15 protein-coding genes are annotated in these 18148 nt (G+C 61.6%); 9 read left to right on the forward strand and 6 right to left on the reverse strand.

What is annotated here, in order from left to right; translation table 11 throughout:
* The first annotated feature begins 25 nt into the window (after nt 1–25).
* Complete coding sequence (locus GA830_RS15575; RefSeq protein ID WP_195162704.1) at nt 26–2824, forward strand: autotransporter family protein; 2799 nt, start codon at nt 26–28, stop codon at nt 2822–2824.
* 95 nt (nt 2825–2919) lie between these two features.
* On the opposite strand, the gene GA830_RS15580 is transcribed toward GA830_RS15575, so the two are convergent.
* The 5 genes from GA830_RS15580 to GA830_RS15600 all read right to left on the reverse strand — a co-directional run bounded on the left by GA830_RS15580 (nt 2920) and on the right by GA830_RS15600 (nt 7273).
* Nucleotides 2920–3501 carry a GNAT family N-acetyltransferase gene (locus GA830_RS15580; protein WP_195162705.1) on the reverse strand — a complete coding sequence of 194 codons (582 nt, stop codon included), beginning with the start codon at nt 3499–3501 and terminating at the stop codon, nt 2920–2922.
* Nucleotides 3498–4079 carry a GNAT family N-acetyltransferase gene (locus GA830_RS15585; protein WP_195162706.1) on the reverse strand — a complete coding sequence of 194 codons (582 nt, stop codon included), beginning with the start codon at nt 4077–4079 and terminating at the stop codon, nt 3498–3500. The genes GA830_RS15580 and GA830_RS15585 overlap by 4 nt, the downstream gene beginning before the upstream one ends.
* Before the next feature lie 71 nt (nt 4080–4150).
* Nucleotides 4151–5374 carry an amino acid aminotransferase gene (locus GA830_RS15590; protein WP_258045470.1) on the reverse strand — a complete coding sequence of 408 codons (1224 nt, stop codon included), beginning with the start codon at nt 5372–5374 and terminating at the stop codon, nt 4151–4153.
* Nucleotides 5375–5471: 97 nt separating this feature from the next.
* A complete protein-coding gene (locus tag GA830_RS15595) occupies nt 5472–6563 on the reverse strand; it encodes a Gfo/Idh/MocA family protein (RefSeq protein ID WP_195162707.1) in 1092 nt (363 codons plus the stop codon).
* An 8-nt stretch (nt 6564–6571) separates the two neighbouring features.
* Nucleotides 6572–7273, reverse strand: a complete 702-nt coding sequence (locus GA830_RS15600; protein WP_258045471.1) for a GntR family transcriptional regulator — start codon at nt 7271–7273, stop codon at nt 6572–6574.
* 93 nt (nt 7274–7366) lie between these two features.
* Between GA830_RS15600 and GA830_RS15605 the strand changes: the two genes are divergently transcribed.
* Nucleotides 7367–8524 (forward strand): LLM class flavin-dependent oxidoreductase, encoded by a 1158-nt coding sequence (locus tag GA830_RS15605; RefSeq protein ID WP_195162708.1) that lies wholly within the window; start codon nt 7367–7369, stop codon nt 8522–8524.
* A 17-nt stretch (nt 8525–8541) separates the two neighbouring features.
* Nucleotides 8542–9069 carry a flavin reductase family protein gene (locus GA830_RS15610; protein ID WP_195162709.1) on the forward strand — a complete coding sequence of 176 codons (528 nt, stop codon included), beginning with the start codon at nt 8542–8544 and terminating at the stop codon, nt 9067–9069.
* Nucleotides 9070–9127: 58 nt separating this feature from the next.
* Here GA830_RS15610 and GA830_RS15615 read toward each other — a convergent pair whose 3' ends face one another.
* Nucleotides 9128–10168: a LacI family DNA-binding transcriptional regulator gene (locus tag GA830_RS15615; protein ID WP_195162710.1), complete on the reverse strand. Its 1041-nt coding sequence runs from the start codon at nt 10166–10168 to the stop codon at nt 9128–9130.
* Between the two features lie 78 nt (nt 10169–10246).
* Here GA830_RS15615 and bglB point away from each other — a divergent pair, with 78 nt between their 5' ends.
* From bglB to GA830_RS15645, 6 genes are all read left to right on the forward strand, one after another.
* Nucleotides 10247–11374 carry a beta-galactosidase BglB gene (gene bglB, locus GA830_RS15620; protein WP_195162711.1) on the forward strand — a complete coding sequence of 376 codons (1128 nt, stop codon included), beginning with the start codon at nt 10247–10249 and terminating at the stop codon, nt 11372–11374.
* The gene (kduI, locus tag GA830_RS15625) at nt 11374–12204 is read left to right on the forward strand and encodes a 5-dehydro-4-deoxy-D-glucuronate isomerase (protein WP_195162712.1); all 831 of its coding nucleotides are present in this window, start codon (nt 11374–11376) and stop codon (nt 12202–12204) included. The genes bglB and kduI overlap by 1 nt, the downstream gene beginning before the upstream one ends.
* Before the next feature lie 17 nt (nt 12205–12221).
* Nucleotides 12222–14702: a hypothetical protein gene (locus tag GA830_RS15630; protein ID WP_195162713.1), complete on the forward strand. Its 2481-nt coding sequence runs from the start codon at nt 12222–12224 to the stop codon at nt 14700–14702.
* Nucleotides 14703–14789: 87 nt separating this feature from the next.
* Nucleotides 14790–16055: an ABC transporter substrate-binding protein gene (locus tag GA830_RS15635; protein ID WP_195162714.1), complete on the forward strand. Its 1266-nt coding sequence runs from the start codon at nt 14790–14792 to the stop codon at nt 16053–16055.
* 14 nt (nt 16056–16069) lie between these two features.
* Nucleotides 16070–17089 (forward strand): carbohydrate ABC transporter permease, encoded by a 1020-nt coding sequence (locus GA830_RS15640; RefSeq protein WP_195162715.1) that lies wholly within the window; start codon nt 16070–16072, stop codon nt 17087–17089.
* Nucleotides 17086–18141, forward strand: coding sequence for a carbohydrate ABC transporter permease (locus GA830_RS15645; RefSeq protein ID WP_195162716.1), 1056 nt, complete (start codon nt 17086–17088; stop codon nt 18139–18141). The genes GA830_RS15640 and GA830_RS15645 overlap by 4 nt, the downstream gene beginning before the upstream one ends.
* Nucleotides 18142–18148: the final 7 nt, after the last annotated feature.

Here is an 18148-nt window from a genome sequence, read left to right on the forward strand (position 1 = left end):
CACGCCCGCGAAAAATGGGTGGGTCATGCATCGTTTCAAATCCGGATTGTTGAGCGGGGCGTCAATCGGTGTGCTCGCACTGATGGCGCCGATGGCGATGACCAGCCCGGCCCTGGCGGCATGCGCAGACCCCGTCGGACAGGTCGTCAATTGTTCCGGGCCGATCACCGAGTTTTCACCGCAGGATTACACTGACGATGGAATGACCATTAACGTCAGTGGCGACGGCGGCATCACCGCTTCGAACAAGGGGACCGCGATCCGGTTGGGCGACTTTGCGGTCATCCATGCTGCAAACGAGAGCAGGATTGAATCCGTAAGCGAGTCGGAGAGTCCGGTCATTTTGGTTGGCGACGACGCCGATCTTGAGCTTGGAAACGTGTTTACCTCAGGCAAGAAGAGCGGCGTAAGCGCCGGCGACCGCCTGCATCTCCTGCTGCGCGAAGGGGGATCAATCACCACGATGGGGTCGGGAATCCGGGCGGGAACAGATGCGAACCTGCAGATCGATGGCGCTGTTACCACCGAAGGCGGCTTTTTCATCGGCAAGCCGGGTGATGGGGTATTCCTCACCAGTCCCAGCATCGAAGTTGGGGACCGCGCTACCATCACCGTATCGGAAACCGGAAGCATCAATTCGGCTCAAGATGCCATCCACTTGAGGTTCCAGGAAAACGGGGGCGACGATCTTGTCGCCAACATCAGCGTCCAGGGAGAGATCTCTGCGGCCCATCGCGGCATCTATATCGTTGGCGGCAACTTGATGGAAAGCCGGACTGCGTTTGACGCACCCCCGCTTGAACCAGCGCGTCAACGCGCCAACATCACCGTCGGTGCTAGCGGCAGTATCACCGCGGCATCAGGCCAGGCCGTTTTCATTGGCGGGCAAGTCGCACTGGATACAACAATCCGGATCGCCGGAACTGTTCAAGGTGAGCGCGACCTGTCTTCACGGCCAACAGCAATCCAGTTGAACGATGGGGCCGACACATTCATCTACGAGGCCACCGCCAACATCGTGGGTGACGTTTATGCCGACACTCTGTTTGATCGCGAGCCGGATCCAGATGCCGGCCCCGACCTTACCGGCAAGCGCGATACCTTCGTTCTCGGCGGCGAAAACGATGGGTCCTTTGATGTCAGTCTGCTCGACGGTGACGGCGTCTACTCTGATGCCGAGCAATTCCGCGGGTTCGACATTTTCGAAAAGCGCGAAGGCGGCACCTTCTTCCTGTCAGGCTCCAACACCGAAATAGGCAACTTCTCGGTACTCGGCGGAAACCTCTTTGCAAACGCTGAAATGGCATCCACCGCATTCAACGTCGCCTCTGGCGCAAAACTCGGTGGTACCGGCACCATCGGTTCAGCCACCATCTTGTCAGGCGCACGTCTGGCGCCCGGCAATGCGGATGCTTCCGCCTTCGGAACGCTTTCGGTTCGCGACAGCGCCACGTTCATGGAAGGCGCGATCTTTGAGACCCGCGTGGACGACACCGGCAATTCCGATCTGCTCAGCGTCGGCGGCACAGCCATGATTGACGGCGCAACGATGAACATCATCGCTACGCCCGGCAGCTACGCCAGCCAGACCTACACAGTGATCGAAGCCGAAGGCGGCGTTACCGGCAAATTCGCCAGCCTGTCCGACAATCTCCAGGACATCGACTTTGTCGACAGCTATGATGGTAACACGGTCAAGCTTGGTTTGATCAAGGCGCCTGTCAACCAACCCAACCAGCCAGGTGCAGGCACTCCCGGGTTCTCCGACAAGGAGAATGCTCTCGCGGCTGCCTTCGGCGCCGGCGACAGCAGCCTCCAGTTCTCTCAGATGCTGGCCGGACGGATGTCTGGCGGATCAACAACAACCACGGCTTCCATCGGCACGCCTCTCGGCTACGATGCGCCGGTGACACGGTCCGAAACCTTCCCTGCTGTTCACCGGGTCTATGGCGCGGACTTCCATTCCCCCGCTCCGATAACGGAGCTCGGCGGACTTGCTGTCTGGGTCGGCGCCCTCGGCCTCGACGCTTCGGTTGACGAACGGGACGGCGTGCGCGGCTACGACAACACCGTTGGCGGCATTGCAGGCGGCATCGAATACCGCATGTCCGGCGAAGGCAAAGGGGTCATCGGCCTGGCCGGCGGCTATACCCGTTCAACTGTCGATGTCATCAATGGCGGCGCCCGCATCAATTCCGCACATGTCGGCATCTATGCCGGATATCAGATTGATGCACTCCACCTTGCCGGTGCCCTGGCCTATTCGAACGGCTCCTACAATCTCTGGCGCAATGTCTCTGGCGCGGTTGCGCTCGGCGACACGGACGGGAACGCACTTTCAGGCCATGTTGAGGCGTTCTATGATCTGGCGCCTCGCTTCGGTCTTGCGGAAGGCACCAGCGTCGGTCCGGTGGCCCGCCTGCGTGGGGCAAACGCCACACGCGATGGATTTACCGAAACCGGCGCCGGCATCCTCAACCTGACGGTCGCCGAAGATTCGGTCAGCCAATCCTACGGCGATGTCGGCATGCGCTTCGCGACGCGTTATGTGGTTGGCGCACTGGTGCTCCACCCGGAGATCGAATTGCGCTACGAACGCCGCCTGAGCAGCAACAGCGACATCAGCAATGCTGTGATTGCCCCCGTCGCCGGCGCCGAGTTCGCAACCACGGTTCAGGCTGGTGGACGCGACCGTTTTGGACTGGGACTGGGCATGGGCATGGACTTCAACGCGGCACTGTCGGCCAAGCTGAGCTATGACGGTAGTTTCGGCAAGGATGTAACCAGCCACGCCGGTGCGTTGTCACTAACCTACAAGTTCTGACCGCGTAAGCGGCACTGTTGCCTCACGCCGGCGCGAAAGCGTCGGCGTTTTTTTATGACGGGACGGCGCTGCGGGAAGATCGAAGCACTGCGAGATCAGGTGAGTTGGTTCGCCAGTCGTTCCACTGCAGCGCTGCGCACTTGCGGCCAGCTGTCTGCAAAAAGAGCGAACCGCATCTGGTTGAAAAAACGGGACTGATCGGCTGATAACAATTCCTGGCGCAACGTCGCCTCGTAGACATATCCGAATGCTTCAGCACGCCGGATCGCCCTCTGGTTTCCCTCGACAATCTCGCCGACAACTTTGTTGACGCCCATCGTGCCAAACATCCAATCGTAGAATGCAACGGACGTCTCGTCGGTCACACGTCGGCTGCGATAACGCTCTTCAGCGATCAGAATATGCATACTTGCCCGCCGGTGAAAGCGATTCAGCTCGATCAGGCGATACCCCAGAAGCGTGTCGTTCCCGCGCTCGCAGAAACCCAGTATGAAAGAAGATTTGTTGTCGAAGCCGGCAACGTAACGAGCCAGATCCTCCAACTTCAAATGGCGTACCGGAAGGTTCAGCGCTGCCATCAGTTCGGCGTCAGCCAGCCATCGCTGGAGCGGCAGCAGATCATCGGCTGGACTGATGCTGCGCTGGATGAAATTTTGGGAAGTTAACGTGACGCTCACCGTGCAGTCTCCCTCAGGAAGGCTTCGGCGTTGGCCCGCGCGTTGGGCCATTCGGCAGCCAGTATGCCATGTGCGAACTGGTCGATCCGCGACTGACCATCTGCCGAAACAGTCTCGCCAACGAGAATACCTTCGCGGCGGATGCCAAGATCTTCCATGAGTTCCGCTAGGCGCCGCCGGGTTGCCTGGGTGCGGACAGCAATCTTCTCGATCCCGTAATCCTGAAAGAGCCAGTCGAACACCAGCATCGTCATGGCAACATGCGCCGTAGGACCGCGCGAGCCGGCTTCGCCGATCACCAGATTGTAGTGAACAGTGCGGTGTCGGGGATCATGATAATTGGCCGTCAGAGCAACCAGATGGCCGGTCATGCGCTCGACAATCCCGCTGGTCAGCATCGCACCCTGGCCCAGTGACAGGATGTACCGCGCAGCGTCGTCGCGGCTGTGCGGTCGAGCCGGGATCGCCAGCGCCGCTGAAAGTTTAGGGTCTGAAAGCCATCGTGCGAGATAGCCCGAATCAGTAAGCTCCAGAGGGCGAAGATCGTATCGGACCAGGTCGAGCGTCTGCACTGTCATGCAGCCAGCTGAAGGAACCAAAGCCCTCAGGCAAGTACTGTTTTTGGGTCATTCGGCCCGCATGAAGCGTCTCAGGATGGCGAGCTGCGAAAACAATGCGCCAGTGCGGTGGCCACACGATCAAGATTCCTGGTCGTCAAGCCGGCGACCGAGATGCGTCCCGAATCCAGGAGGTAAAGGCCATCCTCGCGCACCGCCCTGATGTCTTCGACCCTGATCCCGGTATATGCGAACATGCCGCGCTGGCGGCTGAGGAACGAGACGTCGACATTGCCTGCCTGGGCCTCGATGCGTTCGACAAGCCCTGCCCGCATGTCTTCAAGGCGCGCGCGCATGGCATCCACTTCGCCGCGCCATTGATGGTTCAGCGCCGCATCGTCGAGCACAGAACCGACCAGGCTGCCCGCCGTAAACGATGGAGAGGAATAGCTGCGCCGAATCGCCAGCCGCAGTTGTCCCAGCACATTGGATGCCTCGCTCGCGGTCTCGCACACCACGTGCAGCGCCCCGCAGCGTTCGCCATAAAGCGAAAAGTTCTTGGAGAACGAGGTCGCCACCAAGCAACCGGGATAGAGTGCGGAGTGGCGCCTGACAAACGCGGCATCCGCATCGACACCAGTTCCAAACCCCTGATACGCCATATCGAACATGACGATATGGCGCCGCTCCCGCACCACCTCGGAAACGGCCTTTTGCGACGCCTCATCGAGATCGAGCCCGGTTGGATTGTGGCAGACAGGCTGGATGATCACGATGGAACCTTCGGGTGCAGCCCTCAAATCCTCGAGCATACCCGCGACGTCGAGGGCGCGCTCGGTGGCATTCCAGTAGCGGTAGGAGGTGGTCGTAAAACCGGCACGTTGAAAAAGCCCATGATGGTTTTCCCAGGTTGGATCGCTGACATAGACAGTCCGGCCCGGCGCGTGTTTGGCCAGGAAGTCAGCGGCGATGCCAAGGGCTCCGCTGCCACCAAGGCTCTGCATGGTGGCGATGCGTTTGTCGCCAAGGGCTGGATGGTCCTCGCCAAATGCCAGGCGCTGCGTGGCGTCGCGAAAACGCGCATCGCCTTCCATCGGCAGATAGGGCCGCTGCCCGAAGCCCACTCTCTCATGCGCGGTCCGCACCGAATCCAGCACCGGGATCTTGCCATCCTCGCCGGTGAAAACGCCAATGCACAGATTGATCTTGTCCGGATGCGGGTCAGCATGGAATTGATCGACCAGCTTGAAGATGGGATCGCCCGCATAAGGCTGCACCTGGCCAAACATGCTCGTCGGCACACCGTTTTCGCTCATTTTAGTCCCCGGTTGGATCGCTTTGCGCCCTTATAGGGGACAATTGCCCGTCCAGCGTGAAAAATTCGTCGTGCCAACCGTTGCCCGCCTCTCGGTTTCATAAAATGACGGCGATACCCTCACGCGCAGAGCGCTGCGCTGCCATGCCGATGGCCACTGCGGCGATTCCATCGTCCACAGTCACCTCGACAGGCCCCTCGCCGCGCACTGCAGCAACAAACCGCTTGTGTTGGTAAAAGGTCGACCCGTTGTGGTCGCCTACCGCCAGAAGATCTGGGTCAACCGGGATCTCGAGAGCGCTGCCGGTATGCGGCGGGCGTGGGCTCATAATCACCTGCGCGGTCGGTTGCGGCCCCCGGTCAACCGGCCAGAAGCGCGTCGGTCCGGGCACGAGGCACTCGATCTTGCCTTGCGCACCCACAGCCGAAATTTCCTCCTGATAACGACCGCCTTCAGCAAACATGCAAAGTTCAAGCATGGCGCGCGCACCGCTGGCAAAATCGACCAGCACATAGCCGTGGTCCCAGATGTCAGGCGTTCGCCCACCATGGACCTCATCCAGATGATTCACGGCCTGCCCTGCCGATGCCATGACTCGTGTCGGTTCAGATTTCAGGATCAGCCGCATCAGATCGAAAAAGTGGCAGCATTTTTCAACGAACGTCCCCCCGGATTGGCTGTTGAACCGGTTCCAGGCGCTGACCTTAGTCAGGAACGGATAGCGGTGCTCGCGGATGGTCAGCATGGTGATCCCTCCGGTCACGCCTGCCACCTGTTCAATAAAACGCGCCACCGGTGGCATGTAGCGATATTCCATCGCTACCCACAGCGGCGCCGGATAGTCGCCGGCGAGCTGCCGCACCGCGTGCAACCCAGCGTCGCTGATCGCGATCGGTTTTTCCACCAGCACCGGCAGCGGACGAGTCGCGGCAACGAGGCGCAGCTGGTCGACATGAAACTGGTTGGGGCTGGCGATCAAAAGACAGTCGAGACCGGGCACGGCCAGAAGCGCTTCCACGGTGTCGACAAACACCGCATGGGGCGCAAGCTGGCGCGCCGCGTCACGCATCATTACGTCTGGCTCGAAAATGGCGGCAATGCTGGTGTCGGGTAACAGGGCGATATTGCGCAGATGCTCCTGCCCCATCATGCCGCAACCGATAACGCCATATGAGATATGCCGGGCCATGCCCTCTCCTATCGAAGCCGCGCGACATAGCGCGCGACGGTATGGTCAAACCAGGTGCGGGAAAATTCGATGCTGGCGCCATCCTGCGTCCAGCCGATCCGCTCGATGAAACCGGCCGATGCCCCGGCAGCAAGCCCGAACGCGTCCGGCGCCCAGCCTGGCACGGTCGCGACACCGAGCCGATCTTCCGCCCGCGCTATCCATAGGCGCAGAACTTTTCGATAGTAGAGATACAGCGAATCCGACAGGTCCTTAGCGCTCAGCTGGTCGACATGGCTGGCATCGAGCCAGATTTCTTCGACGGCAGCGGGTCTGCCGCCCAGATGGCGCAGACGGCGGATGCGATGCCCTTCCTGGTGCTGGCCGAATTCAGGCAGATCGACCGGCTTTGCCATCCGCGCGACGGAAATCACCTTTGCTGTCGGCAGGCCGCCTCCCTCGATCAGTTCGAGCCGAAACAGCGCATAGACACTGTCCACCTCGGGCCGGTGCCGCACATAGTTCCCCGACCCCTGTACCCGCTCCAGAAGTCCCTTGGCCTCGAGCTCACCCAGCGCCTTGCGCAGCGTGCCGACCGCAATGCCAAGCGATTGCGCCATTTCGCGCTCGGGCGGCAGCTTCTCGCCATCAGCGCGGCGACCGGCAGCAATCTCGCGGATCAGCATTTCGCAGACCTGCTGGTGCATCGGCAAGGCAAGGGTTCGGGCCATCACAGGTGACTCAGTGCAAATTGATACACTATTGATCTACAACAAATCCGGTGATACTCAAGCATAAAGTTGCAGTGCAGGAATTCCCACGAAATGACCATCGTCCCTGTAACCTCCGCCGATCTGGACGCCGCCGAAATTGCCTGGTTCGCCGCGCTCTGCTCCGACGATTACCGCTATCTGGGCGTCCCGGATGGGGTCCTGCGCTCAAGTTGGGAACATTGCTCGGAAATCCTGAAAATCGCCGAGGAGCAAGGGTTCGGAAATATCTTGTGTCCCTCCTCCTATCAGGTTGGCCAGGACACGCTGTCTTTTGTCGCCGGCGCCGCACCCATCACCAGCCGCATCAATCTGCTGGCTGCAATCCGCTGCGGCGAGATGCAGCCCATCATGCTGGCCCGCACGCTTGCGACGCTTGATCATATGCTTAAGGGGCGGCTGACCCTCAACATCATCTCGTCGGATTTTCCCGGAGAAACCGCCGACAGCGCCTTCCGCTACCAGCGTTCGCGCGAGGTGGTCGAGATCCTCAAGCAGGCCTGGACGTGCGACGAAATCAATTATCAGGGCGAAGTCTACCGGTTCGCCAACGTGTCGGCTGAGCCGGCAAAGCCCTACCAGCAAAATGGCGGCCCACTGCTCTACTTCGGCGGCTACTCTCCCGATGCGCTGGAACTGTGCGGCCAGCATTGTGACGTCTATTTGATGTGGCCCGAGACGAAGGAAGCGCTGGCGGGCCGCATGAAGGCGGTGCATGAGCGCGCCGCCGCACATGGCCGCACGCTCGACTACGGTCTGCGCGTACACATGATCGTTCGTGACACCGAAAAGGAAGCCCGCGAATACGCCCGCGAACTGGTCTCGAAGCTCGACGACGAGCAAGGCCGAGCCATCCGCGCCCGGGCGCTGGACGCGACCTCGCTCGGCGTTTCCCACCAGGCGACAAACCGCGACGTTGCTGACGCCGATGGCTTTATCGAGCCCCACCTATGGACCGGGATTGGCCGCGCCCGCTCGGGCTGCGGCGCCGCTTTGGTCGGGTCAGCCGATCAGGTTCTGTCCGAGATCGAGGCGTACCAGAAGATGGGCATCCGCGCCTTCATCTTCTCCGGCTACCCGCATCTCGACGAATGCATATCGTTTGGCAGCCGCGTCCTGCCACACCTGAAAACCTGTTCGTTGCCAAAAATCTATGGGCGGGTGCCGGCGGAAACGCCGGCAACTCCGCTCGGCTCAGGCTCGCGGCATTAATCGGAGACAGGGTAAAAATGTACCATTTCAACGATCAGCCCACCGCCATGCAGAGCTTCGTTCCGGGCCCAGACAGCACCCGCACCTTTCGCGATGCGCTCGGCCGCTTTGCCACCGGCGTCACCATCGTCACCACGGCGACCGAGGACGGCCCAGTCGGCATCACCGCCAACAGCTTTTCTGCTGTCTCGCTCGACCCGCCGGTCGTGCTGTGGTCGATAGGCCGCAATTCCAGTCGCTACGACGCCTTTGCCGACTGCAAGAACTTTGCTGTCCACATTCTCGATGCCGACCAGCTCGATCTCAGCCGCCGCTTTGCCCGCGCCGGGGACGCATTTTCCGGCCTCGACTTCACCTGGAGTGAAAATGGCGTGCCAGTGCTGCCAGACTGCCTGTCGCGCTTCGAATGTGCACGCATCGCCGGCCACGATGGAGGAGACCACCTGATCGTCGTGGCACGTGTGGTGGAGGCAGCCCTGCGTGACGGCGAGCCGCTGGTTTTTTCGCGCGGCGGCTACGGTCGGTTCGATGGTTTTGCGGGCTGACGCCACGCGACTTCCCACCAGGCCTTCGGAAAACTCCGCAGGCTGCCACACATCGTTTTCAAGCTCTCACCGGTCCCGTCGATTGCCGCAGCACGATGTGGCAGGCGAACTCCACCCGCCGCGCCGGAACGTCCATTCCACCCAGGTCGTCCAGAAGCAGGTTCAGCGCCGCCGCCCCGATCTCGCGCATGGGAATATGCATCGTGGTCAGCGGCGGATTGGCAAATGCGGCCTGCGGCAGGTCGTCCATGCCGACCACCGAGACATCGCCCGGCACGCTGAACCCGGCACGGTCGACCCCCATCATCGCACCCACCGCAAGGCTGTCGCCAGCCGCGACGATGCCGGTGAAATCAAGCCCCTTGTCACGGATGCGCGCAGCCACCGCCTCGGCGGCAAGCTCGGGCAGCCAGTCGGAGACTTCCAGGACAAGATCGCCTGCGGGATCGATGCCACGGCCACGCAGCGCATCCTGCCACCCCTCGAAACGCCGCTCGATGGTGCGCCGCCCGCGCCGCATCAGAAACAGAACCCGCTCATGGCCCATATCAAGCAGGTGGTCGGTCGCCAGATGTGCGGCCGAGCGGTTGCATGGCGTCACGCTCGAGTGGCGCATGGCCGGATCATCGCCGTTGACCAGCACGAAAGGCTTGTCGAAACCGCTCGCCAGCGACAGAACGGTCTCATCATCCATGGTCAGGAACAGGCAGCCAACGGTCGCCGGATCGCTGAGCGCGGCATTGATCGGCGCGCGCGCTTCCTCCGGTCCTGCCACCGCCAGCGTCACCAGTTCAACGTCGAGGGCGCGCGCGCGCTCGTTGAGACCCTCCAGAACATAGAAGGTGAACTGGCTGCGCACATAATCGACCATGGCGGCGCTCGAGGCAGCAAGGATGACCTTGCGCCCCATCACCGACGCCGGGATCGAATAGTTGAGCGTCTTGGCCGCCTCCAGCAAACGTTCGCGCAACTCCCCACGCACTCCCTTGCCGCCGGCCAAGGCCCGCGATGCCGTGCTGACCGAAACGCCGCAGCGCGCCGCAATATCTTCCAGCCGCACCCGCCTGCTCGGCCTGCCCCGTTTGCCCTCAACTGCCATGGCGCGCGCATCTCCCTTTCCCAATCTATGCAAAAAATTTTCATATTGCGCAAGTTTTTGCAGTGTGGAACGGTAGGCATGAGGTTGCACATCTGGGGAGGAACCGTGCCGTCATCGTCGGAAAAACTGCGTCTGGAAATCATGCACCTCGTCGAGGGCATGACGCGCCTGCGCCATGATGGCCGCTATGACGAGCCCAATCTTGACGGTACGGCGGGCGACTATATCAGCTTCGATTCGTGGGAATGGCCGCAAGGTGTCGGCCTCTACGGCCTGGTGCGCCTGTGGCAGCATACCGGCGACGACAGCCTGCGCCACACCGTCGAAGACTGGTATGAGCGCCGCCTGTCTGCGGGCCTGCCGCCCATGAATGTAAACACCACCGCTCCCATGCTGGCGCTCTCTCTGTTGTGGCGAGAGACCCGCGACACGCGATGGGAAGCGCCACTTTCGGCTTGGGCCGACCGCATGATGCAGAAAATGCCGCGCACGCCGGAAGGCGGCTTCCAGCACAATGTCTCAGACAGGATCAACGACGACGAACTGTGGGACGACACGCTGTTCATGGCAGCGCTGTTCCTTGCCAGCTACGGACAGACTGCCGGAAGGCGCGATTGCGTCGACGAAGCAGTGCGCCAATTCCTCGTCCACACGCGATATCTGGGCGACCCCCATACCGGGCTCTGGTTCCATGGCTGGACCTTCGAGGGCCGGCACAATTTCGCCCGCGCTCTATGGGCGCGCGGCAACGCCTGGATCACAGTCGGCATTCTCGACCTGATCGAGCTTGCCGAAATTGATGCGCCGGTGCGCGACTTCCTGCTCGGCGTCTTCGAGGCGCAGGTTGAGGCACTGCTGAAGCTCCAGGCCCCATCAGGCGCCTGGCACACGCTACTCGACGATCCGCAATCCTATGAAGAAATGTCAGCCACCGCCGGCTTCGGCTACGGCCTGATGAAGGCAGCGCGCCTTGGCATCGGGCCCAAGCAATGCGCCAGTGCAGGGCAACGGGCACTCGCCGCCGTCCGCGCCAATATCGGGTCACAAGGGTTTCTCGGCAACGTGTCCTACGGCACCCGCATGGGCCATGATTTGCAGTTTTACCGCGACATCCCGATCCAGCCGACCGGCTACGGACAGGCACTCGCCATCCTGTGCCTCACCGAAGGCATGATCCACGCAGACCAGATCGAGGAGGCCGCCTGATGCGAATACTCTACGGCGCCGGGCCCGGCGATATTCCAGGATTTGACACCGACCGGCTGCGTGCCGAGTTTCTGGTCGAACAGCTGTTCGTGCCGGGCTTTCTCGAATTCTGCTACACCCACACCGACCGCATGATCCTCGGAGGCGCAGTCCCAACCGACACCCCGCTCGAATTCGGCGACGGCGCTGATGTCGGCACCGAGCACTTTTTCACCGCCCGCGAAATGGGCATTGCCAATCTCGGCGGCGCCGGGTCGATCATTGTCGACGGCAAGACGTTCAAACTGGCCAACCGCGATATCCTCTACATCGGTCGCGGCGCACTGTCGGTCAGCCTCACCAGCGACGACGCCAAGAATCCAGCCCGCTTCTACATGAACTCCGTGCCCGCCGGCGCCGACATTCCCCACCGCCTGATCACCAGCCAGGAAGCAAAACCGCTCGACCTCGGCGAAGAAAAGCGCGCCAACAAGCGGCGGCTGAAAATGTACATCCATCCTGAAGTCGCGCCCTCCTGCCTGCTTTTGATGGGCATCACCGATCTGGCGCCCGGCAGCGTCTGGAACACCATGCCGCCCCATCTGCATGAGCGGCGCATGGAGGCTTACTGCTATTTCGACATGGACGATCAGGACCGTGTGGTCCACCTGATGGGCCGGCCCGACAGCACCCGCCATCTGATGGTCGCCAATGGCGACTGCGTCATCTCGCCGGCATGGTCGATCCATATGGGCAGCGGCACCGGGCCCTACGCTTTTGTCTGGGGCATGACCGGTGAAAACCAAGCATACAACGACGTCACCCCCGTGCCGGTCGAGACACTTCGATGAACATTGCGGTTCACCCCATGAACGATCTAGTCCTGCGCCGTCCTTTGGCCTTCGGCTCGCCGATCAGCTACTGGCATCTCGGTCAGACCGTCGAAGCCCGCTACGATGTGGCCGACCAGCCCATGCAGGGTGAGATGGACCCGTTCTTCTTCCTGACCAAGCACAAGAATTTCATTCCGCATGAATATCCGTGTCGCACCCGGTTCATTGCCGAGCGACGCGGCAAGCGACCCGATCCTGTCGGCAGCTTCTCGGCCCACCGCACCTGGCTGCCCTTTGCCTCGCCGCGCGTCGACCTTTCCGGCTTCTGGTTTCGGCCCACCACCATCGGCACCTGGGCCCAGACCGCCATCGATGCGGCCCATGCCGGCGAAGCCACGCTGCGGCTGCGCACGTGCGGTGGCGCGGTCGTCTTCGTCAACGGCGTCGAAGCAGGCTGGATGGCCCCCTACGGACGCAACCTCGAATCCTCCACCGATGTGACCGTGTTGCTCCACGCCGGGAGCAATGAAATCACCATCTGGTTCGACGATCTCGCCGAGCGTGATGCCCGCTACTACTTCCAGCTGGATTATCTGGAAGGCCCGGACGCCATCCACGCGCTTCCGTTGCCGATCGACGGCACAGCTGCCGCCGCCATGGAAGCGAGCATGGAGGCCATGCATTTCGAAAAAACCGCTTATGGCAGCGGCGTAGTTGCATTGGTGACAAGCGCACCGCTGCCCTGCCCGGTGGATGTACTGGTGACCGTCGAGGGCGACTTCATGTCGATCGAGCCGCCTCTGGTGCTCAAGCTCGAAGTGGCCGCCGGTGCCACCCGTCTTCCTCTTGCCGACACCGCCGCTCTGCCAGCCGATTTCCGCCACTTCGCAGTATCTATGTCCCACGCCGGTTTCACGGCACGCCGCGTCTTCGGCGTCGAGATCTGCCATTTGGAACGCCAGGGCACCGCGCCCTCCTCGCTCGCGGAACGCATCACCGAAGCTTTGGACGAAGTTTCGAACCACGCCGAGCGCGACACCGTGCGCGCGCTGGCGCGGCTCGCCACCGACCGTTCCGGCGCCGAGACCGAGGCCATGATTGCCGCAGCCTTGCCGGCGGTTGAAGATTGCCACGACTGCGCCGATTTCATCCTTGTGCCGCTTCTGTGGTGCCGCACCCGCCATGGTGATGCCATCGAGCCTGCCCTGCGCGACCGCATTGACCAGGCCATCCTCGGCTACCGCTACTGGATGGATGAACCGGGCAATGACGTGCAATGGTATTTCTCGGAAAACCACGCACTCTTGTTCCACACCGCCGCCTATCTGTCCGGTCATCTCCTTGTCGACCAGACCTTTGCGCGCTCGGGCCGCAAGGGCAGCGACCAGTCATCCATCGGCCTGACGCGCGTCCGCGCCTGGCTCGACCACTTTGAGGCATGGGAGATGGCCGAGTTCAACTCGGCTCCTTACTTCCCGATCGACCTTAAGGGGCTTACCGCGCTCTACGCACTCGCGCCCGATACCGATGTGCGCCTGCGCGCGGGCAAGGCCATCCTTCGGCTTCTCGAGGTTGTCGCCCGCTCCGCCCACCATGGTGCGCTGACTGGCGCGCAGGGACGTTCTTATGAGCACACGCTTCGCGCACCACGCTCGCTTGAACTTTCGGGCATCGCGCGCATGCTGTGGGGCACCGGTAATTTCGGCAAACGGTTCCACGCGCTACCACAGTTGGCGCTTTGTCTGCGCGATTTCGGTCTTGCGGTGCCTGACAATCTGGCCGGACTCGCCGCGTTTGACCGCGACGGCGCCCATGAGTGGCGGTTCGCGCAGGGCCAGGACCGGATCGCAAAACTCTACCATTATAAAACCCGCGACTACGCCCTTGGCACCGCCGCCCATTACCGCTGGAACGAGTGGGGCTATCAGGAAACCGTTCTGCATCTGAGGCTTGGCCAGAACCCGGATGCCCAGATATGGATCAACCATCCGGGCGAAACCATCCATTCGGGCTATGGCCGTCCATCCTATTGGGGCGGCTCGGGCACCCTGCCGCGCTTGCATCACTATCGGGGTCTTGCCGTTCTCGAATTCGACTGCGCGCCCGAACAGCCCGGCTTTACCCATGCATGGTTCCCGCGCGAGGCGTTCGACGCCAGCCGCGTTTCTGGTCAGGTAGCTCTGGCGCAGGCCGACAGCGGCCAGGTGCTTTTGAAAGCGGACGCCGATCTCACGCTTGTGCAGAGCGGGCCTACCGCGGGCAACGAGCTGCGCGTCGCCGGCCACAAGGCAACATGGATTGTACGCCTTGGCCAAGAAGCCCGCGGTGGTGACCTCGAAGCGTTTGCCAGCCGTTTTGCAGGTCTTTCCCTAAAGCGCGACGGCGCCATCTGGATAATCGACGATCCCGAATACGGCGTCGTTCGCTTTCACCCTGACGGCCGCGTCGAGGCCGAGGGACGCCTCGTAGACCCCTCTCAATGGACAGTCGAGGGAGAAGCCGATTTCATGATCTGATTGTAGGCGCCGGTCGATTTCCGGTGCCTGGGAGGAGCCCGAACATTCACGCGGTCAACGGGAGCCGCACCAAGGAGGAGAACGGGAATGAAATTTTCAAAGGGAATAATGCTGGCTCTGGCAACGGGGCTGATGTCGACATCGGCGCTAGCCGGCGATGTGCGCGTGATGTGGTATTCGGACGGCGTCGAGGGTGAGGTCATCAAGGACCTGCTCGACCGCTTCATGAAGGACAATCCGGGCATCAATGTCGTTCTCGACAATGTCGCCTACAAGGTTATTCAGGAGCAGCTGCCGATTGAACTGGAAGCCGGCCGCGGCCCCGACATCGCACGCGTCACCAACATCAAGGAACTGGCCGGTCATTGGCTCGATCTGACGCCGCATCTGTCCAACGTCGATTACTGGCAGGAAAATTTCGGCGCCCATTTTGACTGGATGCGCCCGGACGGCTCGTCCGCCATTCCCGGTTTCATGACGCAGATCACGTTGACCGGCGGCTTTGCCAATAAGACGCTGTTTGAGCAAGCCGGCGTGGATATGCCGGATGACAAGGCGACCTGGGATGATTGGGTCGAGGCTGCCGGCAAGGTGCAGGACAGCCAGCAGCTCAACGCGGCCATCGCCATCGACCGTTCGGGCCACCGCGTTTCGGGTCCCAACATTTCCTATGGCGCCAACTACATCGGCGCCGACCGCCTGCCAGCCCCGATCGACGCCGGCACCAAAGCATTCGCTGAAAAGCTCGTGGCTTGGACAGAAAACGGCCGGATGAACAAGGAGACCTGGGTATCCGCGTCAGGCACAACCTATCGCGCCGGCGCCGAAGACTTTATCAACGCCCAGCTTGCCTATTACTATTCCGGCAGCTGGCAGGTGGCCAACCTGTCGACCAAGATCGGCGATGCCTTTGACTGGGTCGCCACCGGCTCGCCCTGTGGAACCGACGCCTGCAGCGGCCTGCCGGGCGGTGCAGCACTGGTCGCGATCAAATACACCAAGAACCCTGAGGAAGTTGCCAAGGTCATGGATTACCTTGCCCAGGAAGACATTGTGCGCGAGTTCACCGAGCGCACGCTGTTCCTGCCCGGCCACAAGGGTGTGCTGTCCAAGCCCATCGACTTCAAGACCGATGATCCAAACGTAAAGGCGGCTCTGGAAGCGTTCGTCAAGGCAGCCGGTGAAGTCGCACCCAACGCTTCAGCACTGCCGGCGTGGAAGTGGGGCACCGCCTATTACGGCGCTCTTGTCACACGTATCAGTCAGGTGATGGCAGGCGAACTCAAGCTCGACGAAGCCTATGCCCGGATGGATGAGGACATCAAGGCCAAGGTCGCCGAAGCGTCGAAATAGGCTCGAATACCCTCATGGCCGGCACATCCTCCCTCGCCTCGGCTGTGGGCACTGCTTTGGCAGTGCCCTTCAGCTGGCTGGCGCGCATCATCGACGTCCCGCTGCGCGCCTGGCAGAGGCTGACCGGCTATAACGGCATGGCGGTGTTCTTCCTCGCACCCAATATGCTGATCTTCGGCATTTTTGTGCTCTTTCCGCTGGTCATCAACTTCGCCTATTCGATGACCGGCGGCGGCGCGCTGTTCCTGTCCGACCGCACCTATGTGGGTGCAGAGCAGTATCAGCGTCTGTTTGACTGCTCCAATTATCTCGATCCGCGCAGCTGCACTGAAGACATGTTCTGGACGGCTGTGCGCAACACCACCATCTTTGTCGTCCTCCAGGTCGCGCTGATGATCGGCGTTGCGCTGATCACCGCTCTGGTACTCAATCGCGACCTGCGGGCCCGCAGCTTCTGGCGCGCAGTCTTCTTCTTCCCGGTGCTGTTGTCTCCGGTGGTCGTCGGCCTGATCTGGCGCTGGATCTTGCAACGGCAGGGACTGCTCAACTACATGATCTTTGAACTCGGCTTTGACCCGGTCAATTGGCTGGTCGAGCGCAACTGGGCCTTTGCGGCCGCCATCGGCGTCTCTGTCTGGGCCCATGTCGGCTTTTACGCGCTGATCCTGCTGGCCGGCCTGCAGGCGATCCCCAAGGATCTCTACGAGGCCGCTGAGATGGATGGCACGCGCCCGGCGCGCGTGTTCTGGCGCATCACACTGCCGCTTCTGGCACCCAACCTGCTGGTCGTGCTGGTGCTGACTCTCATCCGCTCCGTCCAGATTTTCGACGAGGTCTATGTGCTGACCGGCGGCGGCCCGGGCACCAGCACGCTGTTCCTCACCCAATACATCTACGAGATTGGATTTGCCTCGCTGCTGCGCAATCCGGGCCTGGCGGCGGCCGCCTCTATCCTCATGGGCACGGTGCTTGTGGTGCTGACGCTGCTCCAGCTCGGCCTTGCCCGGCGCAACGAGACGAAGGACAAGCGATGAGCCGCGCATTCGAATTTCTGCTTCGCAGACGTGGCGGCACTGGCTTGCACTGGACCGATGTCTTCACCTATTTCTGGTTGGTCGGCGGCTTTGTGCTGATGCTCGGGCCGGCTTTGTGGCTGGTAAATTCCTCGTTCAAGACACCGGCCGCACTAGCCGAGTTTCCGCCCTCCATCCTGCCCTATGTGACCGCCGAGACAGTGGTCCAAGGGTATGACAAGCCGCTGCCGCTCTACCGCGTCACCGATAAGGAGACCGGCGAGGAACGCGTACTCGCCGAAGTGCGCCGCATCGGCATCATGGGCCAGATGGTCGATCCGAAAAATCCGGGCGAGATCGTCAAGGTCAACATCCAGGACCGCACGCCGGTGCGCAGCGTCTCCTTTGACACCGAAAATTATACAAAGCCGTTCACCGCCTTCGACTTCCCGCTCTATCTGCGCAATTCGGTGTTCGTCACCGTCGTCGCCACGCTGATCACGCTGCTCACCAATTCGATGGCCGCCTTCGCCCTGTCAAAATACAATTTCACAGGCCGGTCGGCGGTGATGTTCCTCATCGTCGCCACGCTGATGGTGCCGCTGTCAGTGATCCTTGTGCCGCTGTATTCCGTCATCTCGGCAATGGGCCTGTTCAACTCGCTGTGGGGCGTTATCCTGCCCACCGTCGCCACACCGACCGGCGTCTTCATGCTGCGCCAATACATGCTCACCATCCCCGACGAACTGCTCGACGCGGCGCGGATGGACAAGGCGTCGGAATGGCAGATTTATTGGCGCATCGTGTTGCCGCTCACTGCCCCGGCGCTGGCGGTGCTTGCCATCTTTTCGGTGGTCTGGCGCTGGAACGACTTCCTGTGGCCACTGATCGTTCTGTCGCGCAAGGAGGTCTATACGCTGCAGGTGGGGCTCGCCACCTATGCCGGTGAACTCAACGTGCAATGGCACTTCATCCTCGCCATGACGGTGGTGACCATGATCCCGGTCGTGCTGGTGTTTGTCTTCCTGCAGCGTTTCATCACCACCGGCATTGCCGGATCAGGCCTGAAGTAGGAGCGTC

This window comes from Mesorhizobium sp. NBSH29 (genome assembly GCF_015500055.1).
Classification (GTDB): domain Bacteria; phylum Pseudomonadota; class Alphaproteobacteria; order Rhizobiales; family Rhizobiaceae; genus Neomesorhizobium.